Source organism: Streptomyces sp. NPDC047853 (genome assembly GCF_043204535.1).
Lineage (GTDB): Bacteria > Actinomycetota > Actinomycetes > Streptomycetales > Streptomycetaceae > Streptomyces.
This window is the reverse complement of record NZ_JBIDCI010000023.1, coordinates 55,117-71,222: the sequence shown is the minus strand read 5'-3', so window position 1 is coordinate 71,222 and position 16,106 is coordinate 55,117. Positions and strand designations below refer to the sequence as shown.

Annotated in this window: 16 protein-coding genes; 7 read left to right on the top strand and 9 right to left on the bottom strand. The window is 71.0% G+C overall.

The genetic code is table 11. The features are described 5' to 3' along the window. Window positions 1–2: 2 nt before the first annotated feature. The 5 genes from ACGF5T_RS31295 to ACGF5T_RS31275 form a co-directional block, all read right to left on the bottom strand. Complete coding sequence (locus tag ACGF5T_RS31295; RefSeq protein ID WP_356612537.1) at window positions 3–1,235, bottom strand: class I SAM-dependent methyltransferase; 1,233 nt, start codon at window positions 1,233–1,235, stop codon at window positions 3–5. Further along, window positions 1,232–2,347, bottom strand: coding sequence for an HAD-IIIC family phosphatase (locus ACGF5T_RS31290; protein ID WP_356612539.1), 1,116 nt, complete (start codon window positions 2,345–2,347; stop codon window positions 1,232–1,234). Before ACGF5T_RS31290 ends, ACGF5T_RS31295 begins: the two co-directional genes overlap by 4 nt. A gap of 89 nt (window positions 2,348–2,436) precedes the next feature. Next, complete coding sequence (locus ACGF5T_RS31285; protein WP_356612541.1) at window positions 2,437–3,558, bottom strand: acyl-CoA dehydrogenase family protein; 1,122 nt, start codon at window positions 3,556–3,558, stop codon at window positions 2,437–2,439. Continuing rightward, a complete protein-coding gene (locus ACGF5T_RS31280) occupies window positions 3,551–3,862 on the bottom strand; it encodes an acyl carrier protein (protein WP_356612543.1) in 312 nt (103 codons plus the stop codon). The genes ACGF5T_RS31285 and ACGF5T_RS31280 overlap by 8 nt, the downstream gene beginning before the upstream one ends. Continuing rightward, on the bottom strand, window positions 3,859–4,725 hold the full coding sequence (locus ACGF5T_RS31275) for a 3-hydroxyacyl-CoA dehydrogenase family protein (protein WP_366768095.1): 867 nt from the start codon (window positions 4,723–4,725) through the stop codon (window positions 3,859–3,861). Before ACGF5T_RS31275 ends, ACGF5T_RS31280 begins: the two co-directional genes overlap by 4 nt. Window positions 4,726–4,974: 249 nt before the next feature. Between ACGF5T_RS31275 and ACGF5T_RS31270 the strand changes: the two genes are divergently transcribed. Together ACGF5T_RS31270 and ACGF5T_RS31265 are read left to right on the top strand one after the other, a co-directional pair. After that, window positions 4,975–6,192, top strand: coding sequence for a macrolide family glycosyltransferase (locus tag ACGF5T_RS31270; protein ID WP_366768094.1), 1,218 nt, complete (start codon window positions 4,975–4,977; stop codon window positions 6,190–6,192). A 49-nt stretch (window positions 6,193–6,241) separates the two neighbouring features. Then, window positions 6,242–6,862 (top strand): dTDP-4-dehydrorhamnose 3,5-epimerase family protein, encoded by a 621-nt coding sequence (locus ACGF5T_RS31265; protein WP_366768093.1) that lies wholly within the window; start codon window positions 6,242–6,244, stop codon window positions 6,860–6,862. Between the two features lie 196 nt (window positions 6,863–7,058). On the opposite strand, the gene ACGF5T_RS31260 is transcribed toward ACGF5T_RS31265, so the two are convergent. After that, the gene (locus tag ACGF5T_RS31260; RefSeq protein WP_366768092.1) at window positions 7,059–8,222 is read right to left on the bottom strand and encodes a transposase; all 1,164 of its coding nucleotides are present in this window, start codon (window positions 8,220–8,222) and stop codon (window positions 7,059–7,061) included. A 274-nt stretch (window positions 8,223–8,496) separates the two neighbouring features. Between ACGF5T_RS31260 and ACGF5T_RS31255 the strand changes: the two genes are divergently transcribed. The 3 genes from ACGF5T_RS31255 to ACGF5T_RS31245 all read left to right on the top strand — a co-directional run bounded on the left by ACGF5T_RS31255 (window position 8,497) and on the right by ACGF5T_RS31245 (window position 10,772). Next, window positions 8,497–8,787: a hypothetical protein gene (locus ACGF5T_RS31255; RefSeq protein WP_356612552.1), complete on the top strand. Its 291-nt coding sequence runs from the start codon at window positions 8,497–8,499 to the stop codon at window positions 8,785–8,787. Window positions 8,788–9,308: 521 nt separating this feature from the next. Continuing rightward, window positions 9,309–10,316: a glycosyl hydrolase gene (locus tag ACGF5T_RS31250; RefSeq protein WP_366768091.1), complete on the top strand. Its 1,008-nt coding sequence runs from the start codon at window positions 9,309–9,311 to the stop codon at window positions 10,314–10,316. 180 nt (window positions 10,317–10,496) lie between these two features. Continuing rightward, window positions 10,497–10,772, top strand: a complete 276-nt coding sequence (locus tag ACGF5T_RS31245; RefSeq protein WP_366768090.1) for a DUF3253 domain-containing protein — start codon at window positions 10,497–10,499, stop codon at window positions 10,770–10,772. Between the two features lie 61 nt (window positions 10,773–10,833). Here ACGF5T_RS31245 and ACGF5T_RS31240 read toward each other — a convergent pair whose 3' ends face one another. Beyond that, on the bottom strand, window positions 10,834–12,258 hold the full coding sequence (locus ACGF5T_RS31240; RefSeq protein ID WP_356612558.1) for a non-reducing end alpha-L-arabinofuranosidase family hydrolase: 1,425 nt from the start codon (window positions 12,256–12,258) through the stop codon (window positions 10,834–10,836). Between the two features lie 351 nt (window positions 12,259–12,609). On the opposite strand from ACGF5T_RS31240, the gene ACGF5T_RS31235 reads away from it, so the two are divergent. Further along, entirely contained in the window at window positions 12,610–14,034 is a 1,425-nt protein-coding gene (locus ACGF5T_RS31235) for an endo-1,4-beta-xylanase (RefSeq protein WP_356612559.1), read from the top strand. Between the two features lie 101 nt (window positions 14,035–14,135). Here ACGF5T_RS31235 and ACGF5T_RS31230 read toward each other — a convergent pair whose 3' ends face one another. Continuing rightward, window positions 14,136–14,384, bottom strand: a complete 249-nt coding sequence (locus ACGF5T_RS31230; RefSeq protein WP_366768089.1) for a hypothetical protein — start codon at window positions 14,382–14,384, stop codon at window positions 14,136–14,138. 13 nt (window positions 14,385–14,397) lie between these two features. Beyond that, entirely contained in the window at window positions 14,398–15,336 is a 939-nt protein-coding gene (locus ACGF5T_RS31225; protein WP_366768088.1) for a LysR substrate-binding domain-containing protein, read from the bottom strand. Between the two features lie 71 nt (window positions 15,337–15,407). On the opposite strand from ACGF5T_RS31225, the gene ACGF5T_RS31220 reads away from it, so the two are divergent. Further along, window positions 15,408–16,013, top strand: a complete 606-nt coding sequence (locus tag ACGF5T_RS31220; protein ID WP_366768087.1) for a maleylpyruvate isomerase family mycothiol-dependent enzyme — start codon at window positions 15,408–15,410, stop codon at window positions 16,011–16,013. The last annotated feature ends 93 nt before the right edge of the window (window positions 16,014–16,106 follow it).

Sequence of the window (16,106 nt, the reverse complement as noted above, 5' to 3'; positions counted from 1 at the left end):
GGTCACACGACGTCGAGCGCGGGCAGCGGGAAGACCAGTCGGCCGCCGCCGTCGAGGAACTCTTGTTCCCGTTCGACGAATCCGTCCCGGTAGATCCAGGGCAGGACCAGCAGCTGGTCCGGCTTCTGCGCCTTGGCGTCCTGCTCGGACACGATGGGGATGCCCGTCCCGGGGGTGAAACGCCCCGCCTTCTCCTCGCTCACCTCGCCGATGCAGGGCAGGTCCCGCTCGGTGATCCCGCAGTACTGGAGGATGACGTTGCCCTTGGTGGAGGCGCCGTAGCCGAGGGTCAGCCGGCCCTCTTCGCGGGAGCGGTCGAGGAAGCCGCGCAGGGCGTCCCGCTGGTCGGTGACGCGGCGGGCGAAGGCCTCGAAGGGCGCCATGCCGTCCAGTCCCGCGGCGGCCTCGGCGGCCCGGACGCGGGCCAGGCCCGCCTCGTCCGTCGGGTGCGGGGAGCCGGTCCTGGCGAGGGTGACGCACAGGCTGCCGCCGTACACCTCGGTCGGCTCAGCGCTGATGACGGTGAGGCCGACGCGTTCGGCCATCCACTCGATCTGGCGGAGCGCGTAGTACTCCAGGTGCTCGTGGCAGACGACGTCGTAGGCGTCGGCTTCGAGCATCGCGGGCAGGTAGCTCTGCTCCATCATCCAGACGCCGTCCTCGGTGAGGACGTCGCGGACGTCGCTCATGAAGCGCAGCGGGTCCGGCAGGTCGTAGAACATGGCGATCGAGGTGACGACCTTCGCGCGGCGCGCCCCGAAGCGGTTCTCGAAGGTCGCGCGGGTGAAGTAGTCGACGATCAACTCAGCGTTCGGCGGGTACAGTTCGCGGAACTTGCCGCCGGTCGGGTCGATGCCGACCAGTTGGGGGCCGTCGGCGGGGTAGCCCTTGAGCAGCGTGGCGTCGTTGCTGCCGATGTCGAGGACCAGGTCGTCCGGGCCGAGGTCCACCAGCCGGCGGACCGCGGCGACCTTGCCGTGCAGGTGGTCGACCATGAAGGGCCGGATGCCCGAGCGGTAGCCGTAGCCCTCCCCGTACATGAGGTCCGGGTCGGGGGTGTGGCGCAGTTGGACGAGGCCGCATCCGGCCGGTGAGCACGCGACGAGTTGCAGCGGCACGGAGGGGACGACCTGGTCGCGGGTGGCCGGGAACACCCCGGTGAGCGCCTGTTCGCCCAGGTCGAGTACGGACAGCAGCTCCTTGTTGCCGCAGACGCGGCACGCGGTGGCAATCATGGGGTCCTTTCGGGATCCTGGGCGGGGCGCGGCCGGTCCGGGGCCAGGTCGGGAGCTTCCAGACGGAGGGTGTCGGGGGCGGGCCGGGGGGACGGCACCAGGTGCAGGCGGCCGATCGCGCCGGTGGCGGCGGAGGCGTCCTGGCACGGGCAGGGATCGTCGGTGAAGCCCGCGAAGCGGTAGGCCACTTCCATCATCCGGTTGCGTTCGGTGGCGCGGAAGTCGGCGCCGAGGTGCACCCCGGCCCGGTGCGCCTGGTCCGTCAGCCAGTGCAGGAGCACCGTGCCGGCGCCGAGGGACACCACCCGGCACGAGGTGGCCAGCAGCCTGATCCGCCAGGCTTCGGGGCCGCGCCGCAGCAGCACGACGCCGACCGCGCCGTAGGGGCCGAAGCGGTCGGTCATGGTGGTGACCAGCACCTCGTGGTCGGGGTCGTCGATGAGGGCGCGCAGCTCGTCCTCGGAGTAGTGCACTCCGGTGGCGTTCATCTGGCTGGTGCGCAGGGTGAGTTCCTCGACCCGGGAGAGTTCCAGGGGGGTGGCACGGCTGATCCGCATCCGGATGTCGAGCGAGCGCAGGAAGTCCGCGTCGGGGCCGGTGAAGTCGGAGCGTTCGGCGTCCCGGCGGAAGGACGCCTGGTACATGGAGCGGCGGCGGGTCGAGTCGACGGTGACGGTGCCGGGGCTGAACTCCGGCAGGCCGGTCAGCAGCGTCGCCTGTTCGGCGGGGTAGGTGCGGACCTCCGGCAGTTCGTGCTCGACCTCGGCCCGTTCGAAGGGCTGGTCGTCGATGAAGGCGACGGTGCCCGGCGCGAAGTTCAGCCGGTCGGCTATCTCGCGGACCGACTTCGACTTCGGGCCCCAGCCGATGCGCGGGAGCACGAAGTACTCGGCGACGCCGAGCTGTTCCAGCTTCGCCCAGGCGTGGTCGTGGTCGTTCTTGCTGGCCACGGCCTGGAGGATGCCGCGCGCGTCCAGCTCGGTGATGGTCCGCAGGACCTCCGGGGCGAGCCGGACCTCGTCCTCCTCCAGGAGGGTGCCCTGCCAGAGGGTGTTGTCCAGGTCCCAGACCAGGCATTTGACCGGTTGCTCGGCGGCGTTGTCCCGGTGCACGTCGTTCCCTTCTCTCGCTGCGGCGGTCGCGGACCGCGACTCCTCGACGGGGCGTACTCGGTTCGCGGCCGGCGGCGACGCGGGCCGGTTCACCCGGCGGCGGACATCACGTGCCGGGCCAGGATCAGTTCGCAGATCTCGTTGCTGCCCTCGATGATCTCCATGAGCTTGGCGTCGCGGTGCGCCCGGGCGACGACGTGTCCGTCCCGGGCCCCGGCCGACGCCATTACCTGCAGGGCCCGTTCGGCCCCGCGGGCGGCGCCGGTGGCGGCGACGTGCTTGGCCAGGACGGCGGCGACCACCATCTCGGGGCTGCCCTCGTCCCACTGGGCGCTGGCGTGCTCACAGGCCCGGGTGGCGTGCTGTTCGGCGACGAACAGCTCGGCGAGGTGCCGGGCGACGAGCTGGTGGTCCGAGAGCCGGGTGCCGAACTGCTCGCGTCCGCCGGCGTGCCGCGCGGCGGCGGCCAGGCAGCCGCGCAGGATGCCCAGGGAGCCCCAGGCCACCGACATCCGGCCGTAGCTCAGGGCGGTGGTGACCAGCAGGGCGGGGGTGCGGTCGTGTCCCTGGAGCAGGGCGTCGGCCGGCAGCCGGACCCCGTCCAGGTGAATGTCGGCGTGTCCGGCCGCGCGGCAGCCGTGCGCGTCGGTGATGCGCTCGACGCGGACACCCGGGGTCGAGGCGGGCACCACCACGGCACCGGCGCCCCGCTCCGTGCGGCCGAAGACCACCAGCAGGTCCGCGTAGGCGGCGTTGGTCGCCCACACCTTGGCCCCGTCGACGACGATCTCGTCGCCGTCGGTGGTGATGCGGGTCCGCAGGGCGGACAGGTCGCTGCCGGCGCCGGTCTCGGTGAACGCCACGGCGGCCAGCTCGCCGCCGGTCAACCGGGGCACCAGGGCGGCCTGCTGAGCCGCTCCGGCGAGCCGGCGCAGGGTCCAGGCGGCCATGCCCTGCGAGGTCATGACGCTCCGCAGCGAGCTGCACAGGGCGCCGACGTGCGCGGTGAGTTCGCCGTTGCGCCGACTGGTCCAGCCGAGGCCGCCCTGGGCGGCGGGCGCCTGGGCGCACAGCAGGCCCCGGGAACCGAGGTCGCGCAGCAGGCCGAGGGGCAGCTCGCCCGTGCGGTCCCAGTCGCCCGCCCGGTCGCCGACCAGGGCGGTGAACAGGTCCTCGGCCTCGGTGCCGTCGGCGTGGGAGGTGTCAGCCACCTGCGTGCCCGGTCGCCTCGCCGGGCGCGGCCAGCCGTCCGACCAGCCGGACCATCGCGTCGACGGTGCGGAAGTTGTCCAGCATCAGGTCGGCGCCGCTGATGACGAGGGAGTAGGTCTTCTCCAGGTGCACGACGAGCTGCATGGCGAACAGCGAGGACATCCCGCCGACGGCGAACAGGTCCTGGTCGCGCTCCCAGGTGGTCTTGGTGCGGTCCGTGAGGAAGGCGAGCAGTTCCTCGGCGACCTCGTCGGCTGCGGGGGCGGTGCCGGTGGGGTCCGGCCGGCCGGACGTCGTGGTCATCGCGTGGCCTCCTGGTAGTCGTAGAATCCCCGGCCGCTCTTGCGGCCGAGCAGGCCCTGCCGGACCTTGTCCAGCAGCAGTTCGCTCGGGCGGAGCGCCGGGTCGCCGGTCCGTTCGTGCATCACCCGCAGCGAGTCGGCCAGGTTGTCCAGGCCGATCAGGTCGGCCGTGGCCAGGGGTCCGGTGCGGTGGCCGATGCAGTCGCGCATCAGCGCGTCCACGGTCTCCGGGGTGGCCCGGCCCTCGTGCACCACCGCGATGGCGTCGTTCAGCATCCGGTGCAGCAGGCGGCTGGTGACGAAGCCGGCGCCGTCACCGACGACGATGCCACGGCGGCCCAGTCCGGTCAGCAGCTCCCGGGTCGCCCGGGCGGCCGCCTCCGAGCTGCGCGGGCCGAGGACCACCTCGACCGTGGGGATCACGTACGCGGGGTTCATGAAGTGCACGCCGACGAGGTCCCCGGGGCGGGGTACGGCGTCGGCCAGCTCGTCGATGGGGACGCCCGAGGTGTTGCTGACGAGCAGCGTCCCGGGGCGCGCCGCGGACGCCAGGTCCGCCAGCACCTCGGCCTTTCTCTTGGGGTCCTCGGTGACGGCCTCGATCACGGCGGTGGCGCCGGCGACGGCGGCCGGCGTTTCCTCGACGGTCAGCTCGCCGGGCGGGCGGTCGTGGGGCAGTGCGCCCATCAGCCGGGCCGTCCGCAGGTGCAGTGCGACCGCGTCGGCGGCGGACGCGCGCGCCTGCGGGGAGGTGTCGACGAGGGTGACCGGGTGCCCGTGTCCGACGGCGAGTGCCGTGATGGCCGTGCCCATGACGCCCGCGCCGAGTACGACGAGCGGGGAGTTTTCCTTGGAATCGGGCACGGATCCTCCAGAATCCCGGGGCGGCGGCTGTGCGAAATGCTGTCCCGAATCGCTTCCGCGCTCCATCACCCGACCGTGACTTTGTCACCTAGGAAGCGGGGCGGGGCCCGGCGGAGGCTATGTCATCTCGCCCTTGTCCGCCGCGCAGTTCCCTTCCTAAAGTGCGCCCGGTGAACGCACGGCGGAATGGGCTCCGCCGTCCGCCAAGGCCCCGCGGTTCGAAGGACCTCGACGCATGAAGGGTTTCACGTGGCTCATATCGCATTCTTCATCCTTCCGGTTGCCGGGCATGTGAATCCGACCCTGGGCGTCGCCGAGGAACTGGTCGCGCGCGGCCACCGGGTGACGTTCGCGCTCTCCGAGGACCTGGCCGAGCGGGCCCGGCTGATCGGCGCCGAGGTGGTCACCTATCCGGTGGACCGGCAGCGGTTCCTGGACCAGATGGTGCCTCGCCAGGACGCGGACGAGTACACGGACGAGGACGAGTTCGTACGGGTCCTGGAGTGGCTGCTGGACATGACGGCGCAGACCATGGAACCGCTGGAGCGGCACTTCGCCGAGAACCGTCCCGACGTCGTCGTCAACGACCCGTCGTCGCTGTGGACGGGGCGGCTGCTGGCGGACCGGTGGGGCATCCCGGTCATCCGCAGCACGCCGACCTACGCCGCCAACGAGCACTGGTCGCTGCATCCGCCGGTCGACTCGGCCGAGCCGCCGGACGACCCCGAGCTGCACAAGCTGCTGGCACGGATCGAGCGGCTGCTGGAGGAGCAGGGCGTCGAGCACGACCTGGCCGGCTTCACCGGGGTCCTGCACGGCGGGCCGGCCCTGCTGTACATGCCCCGCTCCTTCCAGTACGCGGGCGACACCTTCGACGAGCAGCACCACTTCGTCGGTCCCTGCCCGCCCCGCGCGGCGTTCCACGGCGAGTGGAGTCCGGGGGACGAGGACGGCCGGCCGCTGGTGCTGGTGAGTCTCGGAACCCTGTACAACGACCGGCCGGACTTCTTCCGCACCTGTCTGGAGGCGTTCGGCGACGAGCCGTGGAACGTGCTCCTGGTACTGGGCGGCGGGGTACCGGCGGCCGACCTGGGCCCGCTGCCCGGCAACGTCCGGGTGACCGACTTCGTGTCGCTGCGCGATGTCCTGCCGCACACGGCGGTGGTGGTGAACCACGGGGGGATGAGCACCGCCATGGAGGTGTTCTCGCACGGTGTGCCGGTGGTGGCCATCCCGGTGATGCCGGAGCCCCGGGCCACCGCGCGGCGGATCGTCGAACTGGGCGTCGGTGACCAGCTGCTGAACGCGGAGCTGACGGCCGGGTCCCTGCGCGCCACGGTGCGCCGGGTACTGGCGGACCCCGCGGTCCCGGGGAACCTGCGGAGGCTGCGTGAGCAGATCACGGCGGCCGGCGGGGCGCCCGCGGCGGCCGACGCGATCGAGGGGCTGCTGCCCCGGGTGGACTGAAGCGCCTCCGTCCGACACGCGTCCACCCACCGACCGGCGGGATCGCCCCATGCTCATCACCGAGACAGCAGTGCCCGACGTCTTCCGCATCGACCCGCAGCCGCTGCCGGACCACCGGGGCCGGTTCTACGAGGCGTTGCGCCGCGGCCCGCTGGAGGCCGCCGTCGGGCACGCGGTGGAGATACGGCAGGTCCACTGCACCGTCTCCGGGCGCCACGTGCTGCGCGGTCTCCACGCCACCACCCTGCCGCCGGGCCAGGCCAAGATCCTCACCTGTGTGCGGGGGGCGGTGCTGACCATGGTGGTCGACATGCGGGTCGGGTCGCCGGGCTTCGGGCGGTACGAGGCGGTGCGGCAGGACGCCGGGTCGGGCACGGCGCTCTACCTGCCGGACGGCATCGGCCTGGGCTATGTGGCCCTCGCGGACGACACCTGCATGAACTATTTGTGCACCGAGGAGTACGTCCCGGGCATGGTCATCGACGTCGACGCACTGGACCCCGAACTCGGCCTGCCCTGGGGACTGACCGGGAAACCCGTCCGCTCCGCCAGGGACGCGGCGGCGCCGTCCTTGCGGGCGGCCGCTTCCGCGGGAATTCTGCCCACGTACGAGGACTGCCTACGGGTGCGCAAGTCCGTGCCCGCCGCCGGTGATCGCACGGGAATCTGAACGCCTTTTCCCGGGGCGACTCGTCTCCGGCGGGGAATGGGCCGCACTCAAGGGTGCGGCCCTTTCCGTCCTTTCCGGTACCGCGATTCGTCGTGAACGGTGAAAGCGGGCGGCCGATTCCGGCGGCCGTCCGTCCCGGGCACTCCTCCCCCGTCGCGGCCGGCACGCCTGCCCGGCCGGCCGCGACGGGGCGGGGTCACACCGCCGTCGCCTCCCCGAGGTCGCCGCGCGCGGAGGGCTGCGCGAGCCGCAGGGTGTGGGCGATGGACGCCAGCGTCACGTGCCGGTGCCAGCCCTGGAACGACCGTCCCTCGAAGTCGCGCATGCCCACGCCCACACTCACCCGGTCGAAGTCGGCGTCGACCTGTTCGGTGAGCATCGCCAGCCGCAGCAGGGCGCCGCGGTCCCAGGACGTGAGGTCGGTCAGCCACAGGTCGGCCGGGCGCCGCCGGTTGCCCCGCCACACCCCCATCAGCACCAGGGTTCGCCTCGGGACCACGCCCGGCAGCACGACGGTGTGCGGGACGACGAGACTGAGGGAGCCCCGCCACTCGACGGGGCGGCTCAGCCGTTTCAGCTGCTCCATCAGCTGCTGGGCCGAGGTGGTCCCCGTGTGGTGGTCCACCGGGCCGCGGCCGCTCGCCGAGGCCAGCGGGAGATTCCCGCCCACCCGCACCATGAAGGGCAGGCCCGCGAGACCGAGCCCCCGCACCAGGCGCGGCAGCACGGCCGCCCGTGCGTCCATCACCACGGGGCGTGCCAAGGCGCGGTTGGCCTGGGCGGCTTCGGCCACCAGGCGGACGATGTTCTCCTCCTCACCGGGTGCGCCCGGGGGCCGGGCAGCGCCCTCGCCGCTCCGGGCGCCGCCCAGCGTCAGCCGCCAGCTGACCGGGGCGGCCGTCTGGCCCGAGGCCAGCCACAGTCCGTGACTCTGCTGGCAGCTCACCACCCGGCCCAGGTCGGACACGAAGCGCCGGCTCACCCCGACGGAGCGCACTCCCGCCTTGGACACCACCATCGGCGCGATCACCCAGGCGTCGGGGGTCAGCCGGTCGTCCACGTAGCGGGCCAGCGCGGCCCGCACCTCACCCCAGTCCCAGGTGGATCCGGCGACGAAGTGGTGCAGGCTCTGTTCCGCCGCGCCTTCTCCGACGAAGGCGGCCAGGTTCCGGGCGGTCTTGCGTCCCTGGGCGGTGAGCAGTCCGCGGATGTACTGCTCCCCCCTTCTGCGCTGGTCCGCGCGGCGGAGCGAACCGAGTAACTCCGCACATGTGTCGGAGACGAGCGAGTCGAAGGTGTGCCCCGCGGTGGGGCCCGTGGGGGGCGCCGCGCCGGCGGGTCGAAGCGTGCGTAAGGTCATAGGAGTCCTCGTGGGGGCCTCGTCATTGCTGCGAGTGGACTGCGACCAGCATCGCCAATGCACCCCGGCCTTCCCCAGGTACACCGGTCACACTCGTTCCGCTTCGCTCCCCGGGCGCCACGCCCCGCGCGCGGAGCACTCCCGCTCCTCGGCGAGGTGGGTGGAAGCCCACCGCACGTACCCCGGCAGAGGTGTCGGGGCACCACAACTCGCCACCATCTGCAATCAGTTGGCCACAGTTGGTCACGATCCCGCCGTCGCACGGCCTACTCGGATGACGGACCGTCAGAAAGACGTCACGCCGCGCACGCCCGTCCCCGCCCCGGCCCCACCCGGCCACCGCCCCGCCCTGTCGACCGTGTGGGCCGACGCCCCTCTTGACGGGCGTGCCTGCGTCGTGGGCGTCCCCGACGAGTGGTGGGGCGAGGCGGTCAAGGCCGTGGTCGTCCCGCACCCCGGCGGGGGCCGCCGTGACCGCTCCCGAACCGGCCGGCTACGAACGCGAGCGCGGCATCACCCCCACGACCCGCCTCACCCGCGCCGACCTGGCACCGGTCACCACTGAGCGCCCCCCTCCCCTCGTACGTCCGCACCTTCCGGCCGCCGTACTGGTGGGTCGGGTGGCCGGTGACGCCGAGAACCTTCGGGTGGTCGTGCGCGGTCCGCGTGCCGACCCGCGACCGTCCGACGTCGCCCGCCCCGACCGCGCCCTCGCCCCCTCCCTCACCGAGCCCGGGACCGACGTGGTCGAACCGGGCGCGGACGACGTGCCCGAGATGCTCCGCCTCGTCGCCCGGACCGAGCCGGGCGACCGACACCGGCGCGATCGCGCTGTACGAGCGCCTGGCCTTCCGGACCCGCGGACCGGTGACCTTCCGAGGCTGCCGCACCCCTCCCCCGACCGTCGCATGAAGGTGGGACAAGACGAAGGCGGGACAAGACGCCACCTTCGCGACAGTGTTTAGGAAAAGTTAAGTAAAGGATTACGCGGATGCATTGCCAAGGACGACAGACCATTGACGCGCCCCGGCGTAGCGGCCACATTGGCGGCACATATCAAGTTCACCCCCAAGAGCTTGGACGCCCATGAGAGCAATTCGACATTCCGCACGCCTCGCCGTGGCCTTCGCGACCGTCGCCGCGACCCTCCTTCTCGGGCCGGCCACACAATCCGCGCAAGCATTTCCCCCGACCCCGAAGCAGACGGTACTGAACCACCTCCGCTCCCTTTCCGGAAATCACATCGTTTCCGGACAGCACAACAAGGAACCCGCTTCCGCTCCGGGTCAGTACACCCAGCAGGTCAAGGACGTCACCGGGCAGTACCCCGGTCTGTGGGGTGGTGACCTGATGTTCGCCGCGGCGGACGTGGCCGGCCGCCAGCGCGTCGTCGACCAGGCCAGGACCGAGTGGGCGAACGGCTCCCTGGTCTCGCTCACCTGGCACGTCTGTCCGCCGACCGGCGGCAGCACCTGCGCGTTCGAGGGCGGCGTCAAGTCCAACCTGACCAACGCCCAGTTCGCGCAGGTCCTGACGCAGGGCAGCGCCCTGAACAACGCCTGGAAGCGGCGCCTCGACGAGGTCGTCCCCTACCTCCAGCAGCTGGAGAACGCGGGTGTCCCGGTCCTCTTCCGGCCGCTGCACGAGATGAACGAGGCCTGGAACTGGTGGGGGAACCGGCCCGGCGCGAACGGCAGCGCGCGCCTCTACCAGATCACCCGCGATTACCTCGCCGGGACGAAAGGGCTGGACAATCTGATCTGGGTCTGGAACGTCCAGGACAATCCGGCGGGCAACTGGAGCAGCTACTATCCGGGAGACCAGTACGTGGATGTCGTGTCACTGGACGTCTGGTACAAGAACCACCCGAGTTCCGCCGACTACCAGCAGATGCGGAGTATCGCGGGAACAAAACCCATGGCGCTCGCGGAGCTGGGTAAAATGCCGACCGCCGCACTGCTGGACAGTCAGACGCGGTGGGCATGGTTCATGATGTGGTCCGAGCATCTGCGCGGGAACAATTCCAACGCCAAAATCCAGGCGGCGTATTTCCACCCGCGTGTGCTGAACCAGGGCGAGGTCACCCTGCCCTGACCCTTCCCCGTGCCGGTCCCCGCACGGAGTCCGGCACGAGGCCGGTCAGCCGCCCCGCCCTGCGCGGGGCGGCTGCGCGCGTGCCACGTGCCGTCGGCGGGCCCGCCCCGCCCCCGGTCGCCGGGCACGGGCACGGGCACCATGCGGCCGGGGCGCCGCGCCCGGTGCACACTGGAAGGCGTGACGGAGGCGGATCGGCAGCTCGTTCAGCGGCTGGAGCAGGCCATCAGGGACCTGCTCCAGCAACGGGGGGCCACTGCCTCCATATGTCCGTCCGACGCCGCGCGCCGGGTGCACGGGGGTGACGACGACGGCTGGCGGGCCCTGATGGAGCCCGCCCGCCGAGCCGCCTGGCGTCTGGTGGCGGCCGGCGAGGTCGAGGTGACGCAGGCCGGCCGACCCGTCACCGAGACCGAGGCCCGCGGCCCGGTACGCATCCGCCGGGCGGGTTCCTAGCGGCCCCGCCCGAAGGCGCGGACGCCCGGGGCGAGCGTCCGCGCCGGCCGGTGCCGGGAGGTCAGCGCCGCAGGGTGAGCACGCCCGGCCGCCACGGCAGCTGGTCGTAGGGCCCGCCCGCGGTCGGGGACTTGCCCTGGTAGAGGAACTGCAGGTTGCAGGGGTCGATGGTCATGGTCTGGTCGGGATTGTCGCGGACCAGGTCACCGTGGCTGATGTCGTTGGTCCAGGTGGCCCCGCTGTTGGCCCTGCCCGCGAAGGGGTTGCTCTCGCTCGCGGCCTGCGGGGTCCACGAGCCGCTCAGGCTGGAGGCCGTGAAGGAGCGGAAGTAGCGGCCGTTCGCGCCCATCGCCTCGACGATCATGAGGTACTGGTTCTGGCCCTGGACCTTGTAGACCTGTACGCCCTCGAACAGGTTGGCCTTGGTGTCACTCATGATCGTCGTGTACGAGGAGCCGAAATTGCCCGGGAAGTTCCCGATCGGCATGCTCGCCCGGTAGATCTTGCCGTTGTCCCCGGCGAAGAACAGGTACATGTTCTGTCCGTCGGCGATCAGGGTCTGGTCGATCGGGCCGGTGTCGGAGCCGGAGATGCTCCCGGTGAACAGCGGCTGCGGGGCGGACCAGCCGTTGGGGTTGGCGGGATCGCTGGACGTGCGGTAGACGAAGGGCGACGCACCCCACTGGTAGGCCAGCACCCAGATGTTCCTGGGCGCGAAGTAGAACAGGGTGGGTGCCACCGCGGCCTGGCTCATCCCCCTCTGACCGGCCGACGCCATGTCCGTCCAGTTCGTGAAGGGGTCGAACATCATCGAGCCGTAGGACGACCCCGACACGTTCGACGCGTAGACCAGGCGCTTGCCGTTGTGGGTCACGGCGGTGAAGTCCTTGACCGCCGCCCATCCGTTCGCCGGCTGCGCCAGTACACCCGTCGAGGTCCACCGGTACGTGGACGGCAGGGGGCACGCGCCGTCGGTCGGCGGCGTCGCGGTCAGACCGGACCACTTCTGGTCGGCGCCACCGCCGCACGTCCCGATCCGGACCGCCGTGCCGTTGGCCGTGCCGGCGCCCGCGACCTCCAGGCACAGCCCGGACTCCACGCCGACGACCGTGCCGTCCGGGTTCACCCGCCACTGCTGGTTCGCACCGCCGGAACAGCTCCAGATCTGCACCCGCGTCCCGGGCGCCGTGGAGTGACCCGGAACGTCCAGGCACTTGTCGCCGTACACGGTCAGTTGCCGGCTGTCCGTCAGCGTCCACTGCTGATTGGCCCCGCCCCAGCAGTCGTAGACCTGCATGTACGTGCCGTCGGTCCGGACGGCACCGGGCACATCGAGGCACCGGCCCGAACCGACACCGCGCAAGGCTCCGGTGGCGGCCGCCTGCGCCGGGGTGACGACGAGCAGGGCCGCCAGCACCGCGACGGCGGCGACCACGGCGGCGAGCAGCGCGGACGGGCGCCCGCGGGTGGGACTTACTCTGCGCATGGGGACTTCCTCTACCGTGAGGGGACGATACGGCACGTTCGGAATATCGAACGAGAGCCGGAATATCGAGCAGGCTGAATGCTAAAGAGCCGAAGGCGGACGTCAACCCCTCTCGCACCTATCGCTTCTGAAACCGAAACATTCAAGCCGCGGGACGCGACATGTGGCCCTCACCCGCCACCGCCAAACCCTTGGTAGAGCGCAAAAACGAGGGCACCCCTGGAGTGAGGGCGCTTCGAAAGTTTCGAAGGAGAAACAGAAACTTTTTCTGCGCCGAGTATTGACGATGCTCGGTCAACACCCAATCCTGCGCTTCAGTCCTTCCGTGATTTCGACCTTGGAGGCACAGTGATGGGCTCCTACGCCCTCCCCAGACCCGGCATCCGCCGACAGATCCGCGGCCTGCTGCTGGCGGTGCTCGTCGGCATCCTCGGTGTCGCCACCGCGCTGGTCGCACCGTCGACCGCACAGGCCGCCGAGAGCACGCTCGGCGCCGCGGCGGCACAGAGCGGCCGCTACTTCGGCACCGCCATCGCCTCGGGCAAGCTGAACGACTCGACGTACACGACGATCGCGAACCGTGAGTTCAACTCGGTGACGGCCGAGAACGAGATGAAGATCGACGCCACCGAACCGCAGCGGGGGCAGTTCAACTTCGCCGCCGCCGACCGCGTCTACAACTGGGCGGTGCAGAACGGCAAGCAGGTGCGCGGCCACACCCTGGCCTGGCACTCCCAGCAGCCCGGCTGGATGCAGAGCCTCAGCGGCAGCGCACTGCGCCAGGCGATGATCGACCACATCAACGGCGTGATGGCCCACTACAAGGGCAAGATCGCCCAGTGGGACGTCGTGAACGAGGCGTTCGCCGACGGCAGTTCGGGGGCCCGGCGGGACTCCAACCTGCAACGCTCCGGCAACGACTGGATCGAGGTCGCCTTCCGCACCGCGCGCGCCGCCGACCCGGCGGCCAAGCTCTGCTACAACGACTACAACGTCGAGGACTGGACCTGGGCCAAGACCCAGGCGATGTACGCGATGGTCCGGGACTTCAAGCAGCGGGGCGTGCCGATCGACTGTGTCGGCTTCCAGGCGCACTTCAACAGCGGCAGTCCCTACAACGCCAACTTCCGCACGACGCTGCAGAACTTCGCGGCCCTCGGTGTCGACGTCGCCGTCACCGAACTCGACATCCAGGGCGCGTCGGCCTCGACCTACGCCAACGTGACCAACGACTGCCTGGCCGTCCCGCGCTGCCTCGGCATCACCGTCTGGGGGGTGCGCGACACCGACTCCTGGCGAGCGGAGCAGACGCCGCTGCTGTTCAACGGCGACGGCAGCAAGAAGCCCGCCTACACCGCCGTCCTCAACGCGCTCAACGGCGGCTCCACCACGCCCCCCACGGACTCCGGGCAGATCAAGGGCGTCGGTTCCGGCCGCTGCCTGGACGCGCCCGGCACCACCGACGGCACCCAGGTCCGCCTGTGGGACTGCAACAGCGGCACCGGCCAGCAATGGACCTACACCGACGCGGGCGAGCTGAGGATCCAGGGCACCAAGTGCCTGGACGCCGCCGGCACCGGTAACGGCGTGAAGGTGCAGGTCTACAGCTGCTGGGGCGGCGACAACCAGAAATGGCGCCTCAACTCCGACGGATCCATCGTCGGCGTCCAGTCCGGCCGCTGCCTCGACGCCGTGGCGACCGGTACCGCGAACGGCACCCTGATCCAGCTCTACTCCTGCTCGAACGGCAGCAACCAGCGCTGGACCCGCACCTGACGGGACCCGCCACGATGACGGCCTACGAGGCGGCTCCGCCCGCCCCACCGGGAGGACATGACTGACGACCCGGGCCGCCGCCGTACCGGCGGCGGCCCTCGTCACACGGCTCGTGCCGCTGTGGTCGTGAACGGCAGGAGCAGGCGGGACGGGTGGGCAGCGTCACGGTGAATCTCGTGGGTGACGGGCAGGCCCACCGGCAGGTGGAAGGCGTCCGGCGGCAGCGGCACATTGTGCGCGTCGGCGAGGGGCTCGTCGTGGGACAGCTCCACGACCCACCGGTGCCCCGCCAGGAAGGTCGCCGTGGACGGGTGGACGCGCGGCACGTACTCCTCGGCTCTTTCCCTCATGCGAACCCCGAGATCAGGAATCAAGCCAGCCGTCCCATGCAGGTTCGACCGGTGGAAGAGCCTCCCTCATACGGACCAGGAGGGCCTTGGCTGCCGGTGTGGTGGGACCGTCCGTCGGCCATGCGAGAGCAATCCGGCCGCGGAGGCGGGGGGAGGTCAGCGGGAGGGTGCGGAGGCCGAGAGCGGCTGCGGCCTCTGACGGAATCTCGGGGAGGACGGCAACTCCGAGGCCGCGGGCGGCGAAGCGTGTCAGCAGGTTCGGCGCGGCGGCCTCGAAGGCGATGCGTGGCTGGAAACCGGCCTGTCGGCAGGCGCGTTCGAGTGCGCCGCGTATGCCGGTGCCGCGTGGAAGGCTGATGAGTGGACGGTCGGCGAGTGCGGCCAGTGGGAGTGCTGTGCGGCCGACGGGGAGAAGCAGTGGATCCTTCGAGGTCATGGCGGCGACCAGCGGAGTGTCGATCACGACCTGGAGACTGGTGCCCGGCGGGGGATCGTCGCCGGTGACGCCGACGATGGCCAGGTCGAGTTCACCGCCGCGCAGGGCGGTGAGCATGCGTGCCGAGGTGTCCTCCGTGAGGGAGATCTCCACTTGCGGGTGCTCGTCGTGGAAGTCGGCGAGCAAGGCAGCTAGATCGTACTCGTCGGTGACCGCCCCTGAGACGACCCCGATGGTGACATGTCCTCGAACCAGACCGGTGAACTCGTCCACCGTCTGCCGCATCCCCTCGATGGCTGCAAGTGCTGCCCGCGCATAGGGAAGGACCGCCTCGCCCACCTCGGTGGTGGTCACCCTTCGACCGGACCGGTCCAGCAGGGGCTGCCCAAGTTCCCTCTCCATCTGCCGGATCTGAGCACTCACCCCCGGTTGCGCCACATGCAGGCGGGCAGCAGCTCGGGTGAAGTTGGCTTCTTCGACGACGGTGAGGAAGTACTGCAGCTGGCGGAGCTCCATAAGCAGAGATGCTAGTCGCGAGCATTACCGTCTCTTGGACTTCTGGCCCGGCGCCCGAGAGGCTGGTGATCATGGAGAGTGCAGCGGTGGACGTCCGTGCTGAGATCGCGGCCGAGCGGCGCGAACTGGCGGATGTGCTGTTCGGGCTGACCGATCACCAGTGGAATGCGCCGTCCTTGTGCAGCGGGTGGCGGGTGCGCGAGGTCGCCGCACACATGAGTACGGGATTCAGGTACTCGTTCGGCAGGACTGCGCTGGAGCTCGCTCGGTCGGGAGGCAACCTGCACCGCATGACCGACCGCGTCGCGCGCCGCGACGCCGCCGTCCTCACGCCCCATGACCTCGCCACAGCACTGCGGGACAACGCCCATCACCCCTGGAAGCCGCCGGTGGGAGGCCTGGCGGCGGCACTCGGGCACGACGTCGTTCATGGACTGGACATCACCGTCGCGCTGGGGCTCGGTCGACGACTCCCCGAAGACCGCTTGCGGATCGTGCTGACGACCGTCAAGCCGAGCACGCTCCGCTTCTTCCGGGCCGCCCTCGACGATGTCGAACTGCGGGCCACCGACCTGGAGTGGTCGTACGGCAGGGGCAGCCAGGTGGCGCGCCCCGCTCAGGAGCTCCTGCTGCTTGCCTACGGGCGCCGGCTCCCAGCGGTGCGCGTAGACGACTGACACCGGCACGGTGCTGCGTGCGCTGAACCACGGTCGGGATCAGACCGTTGCAGATGACCAAGGTGAGCCGGGGAGGCACCCGGCTGTCCACGC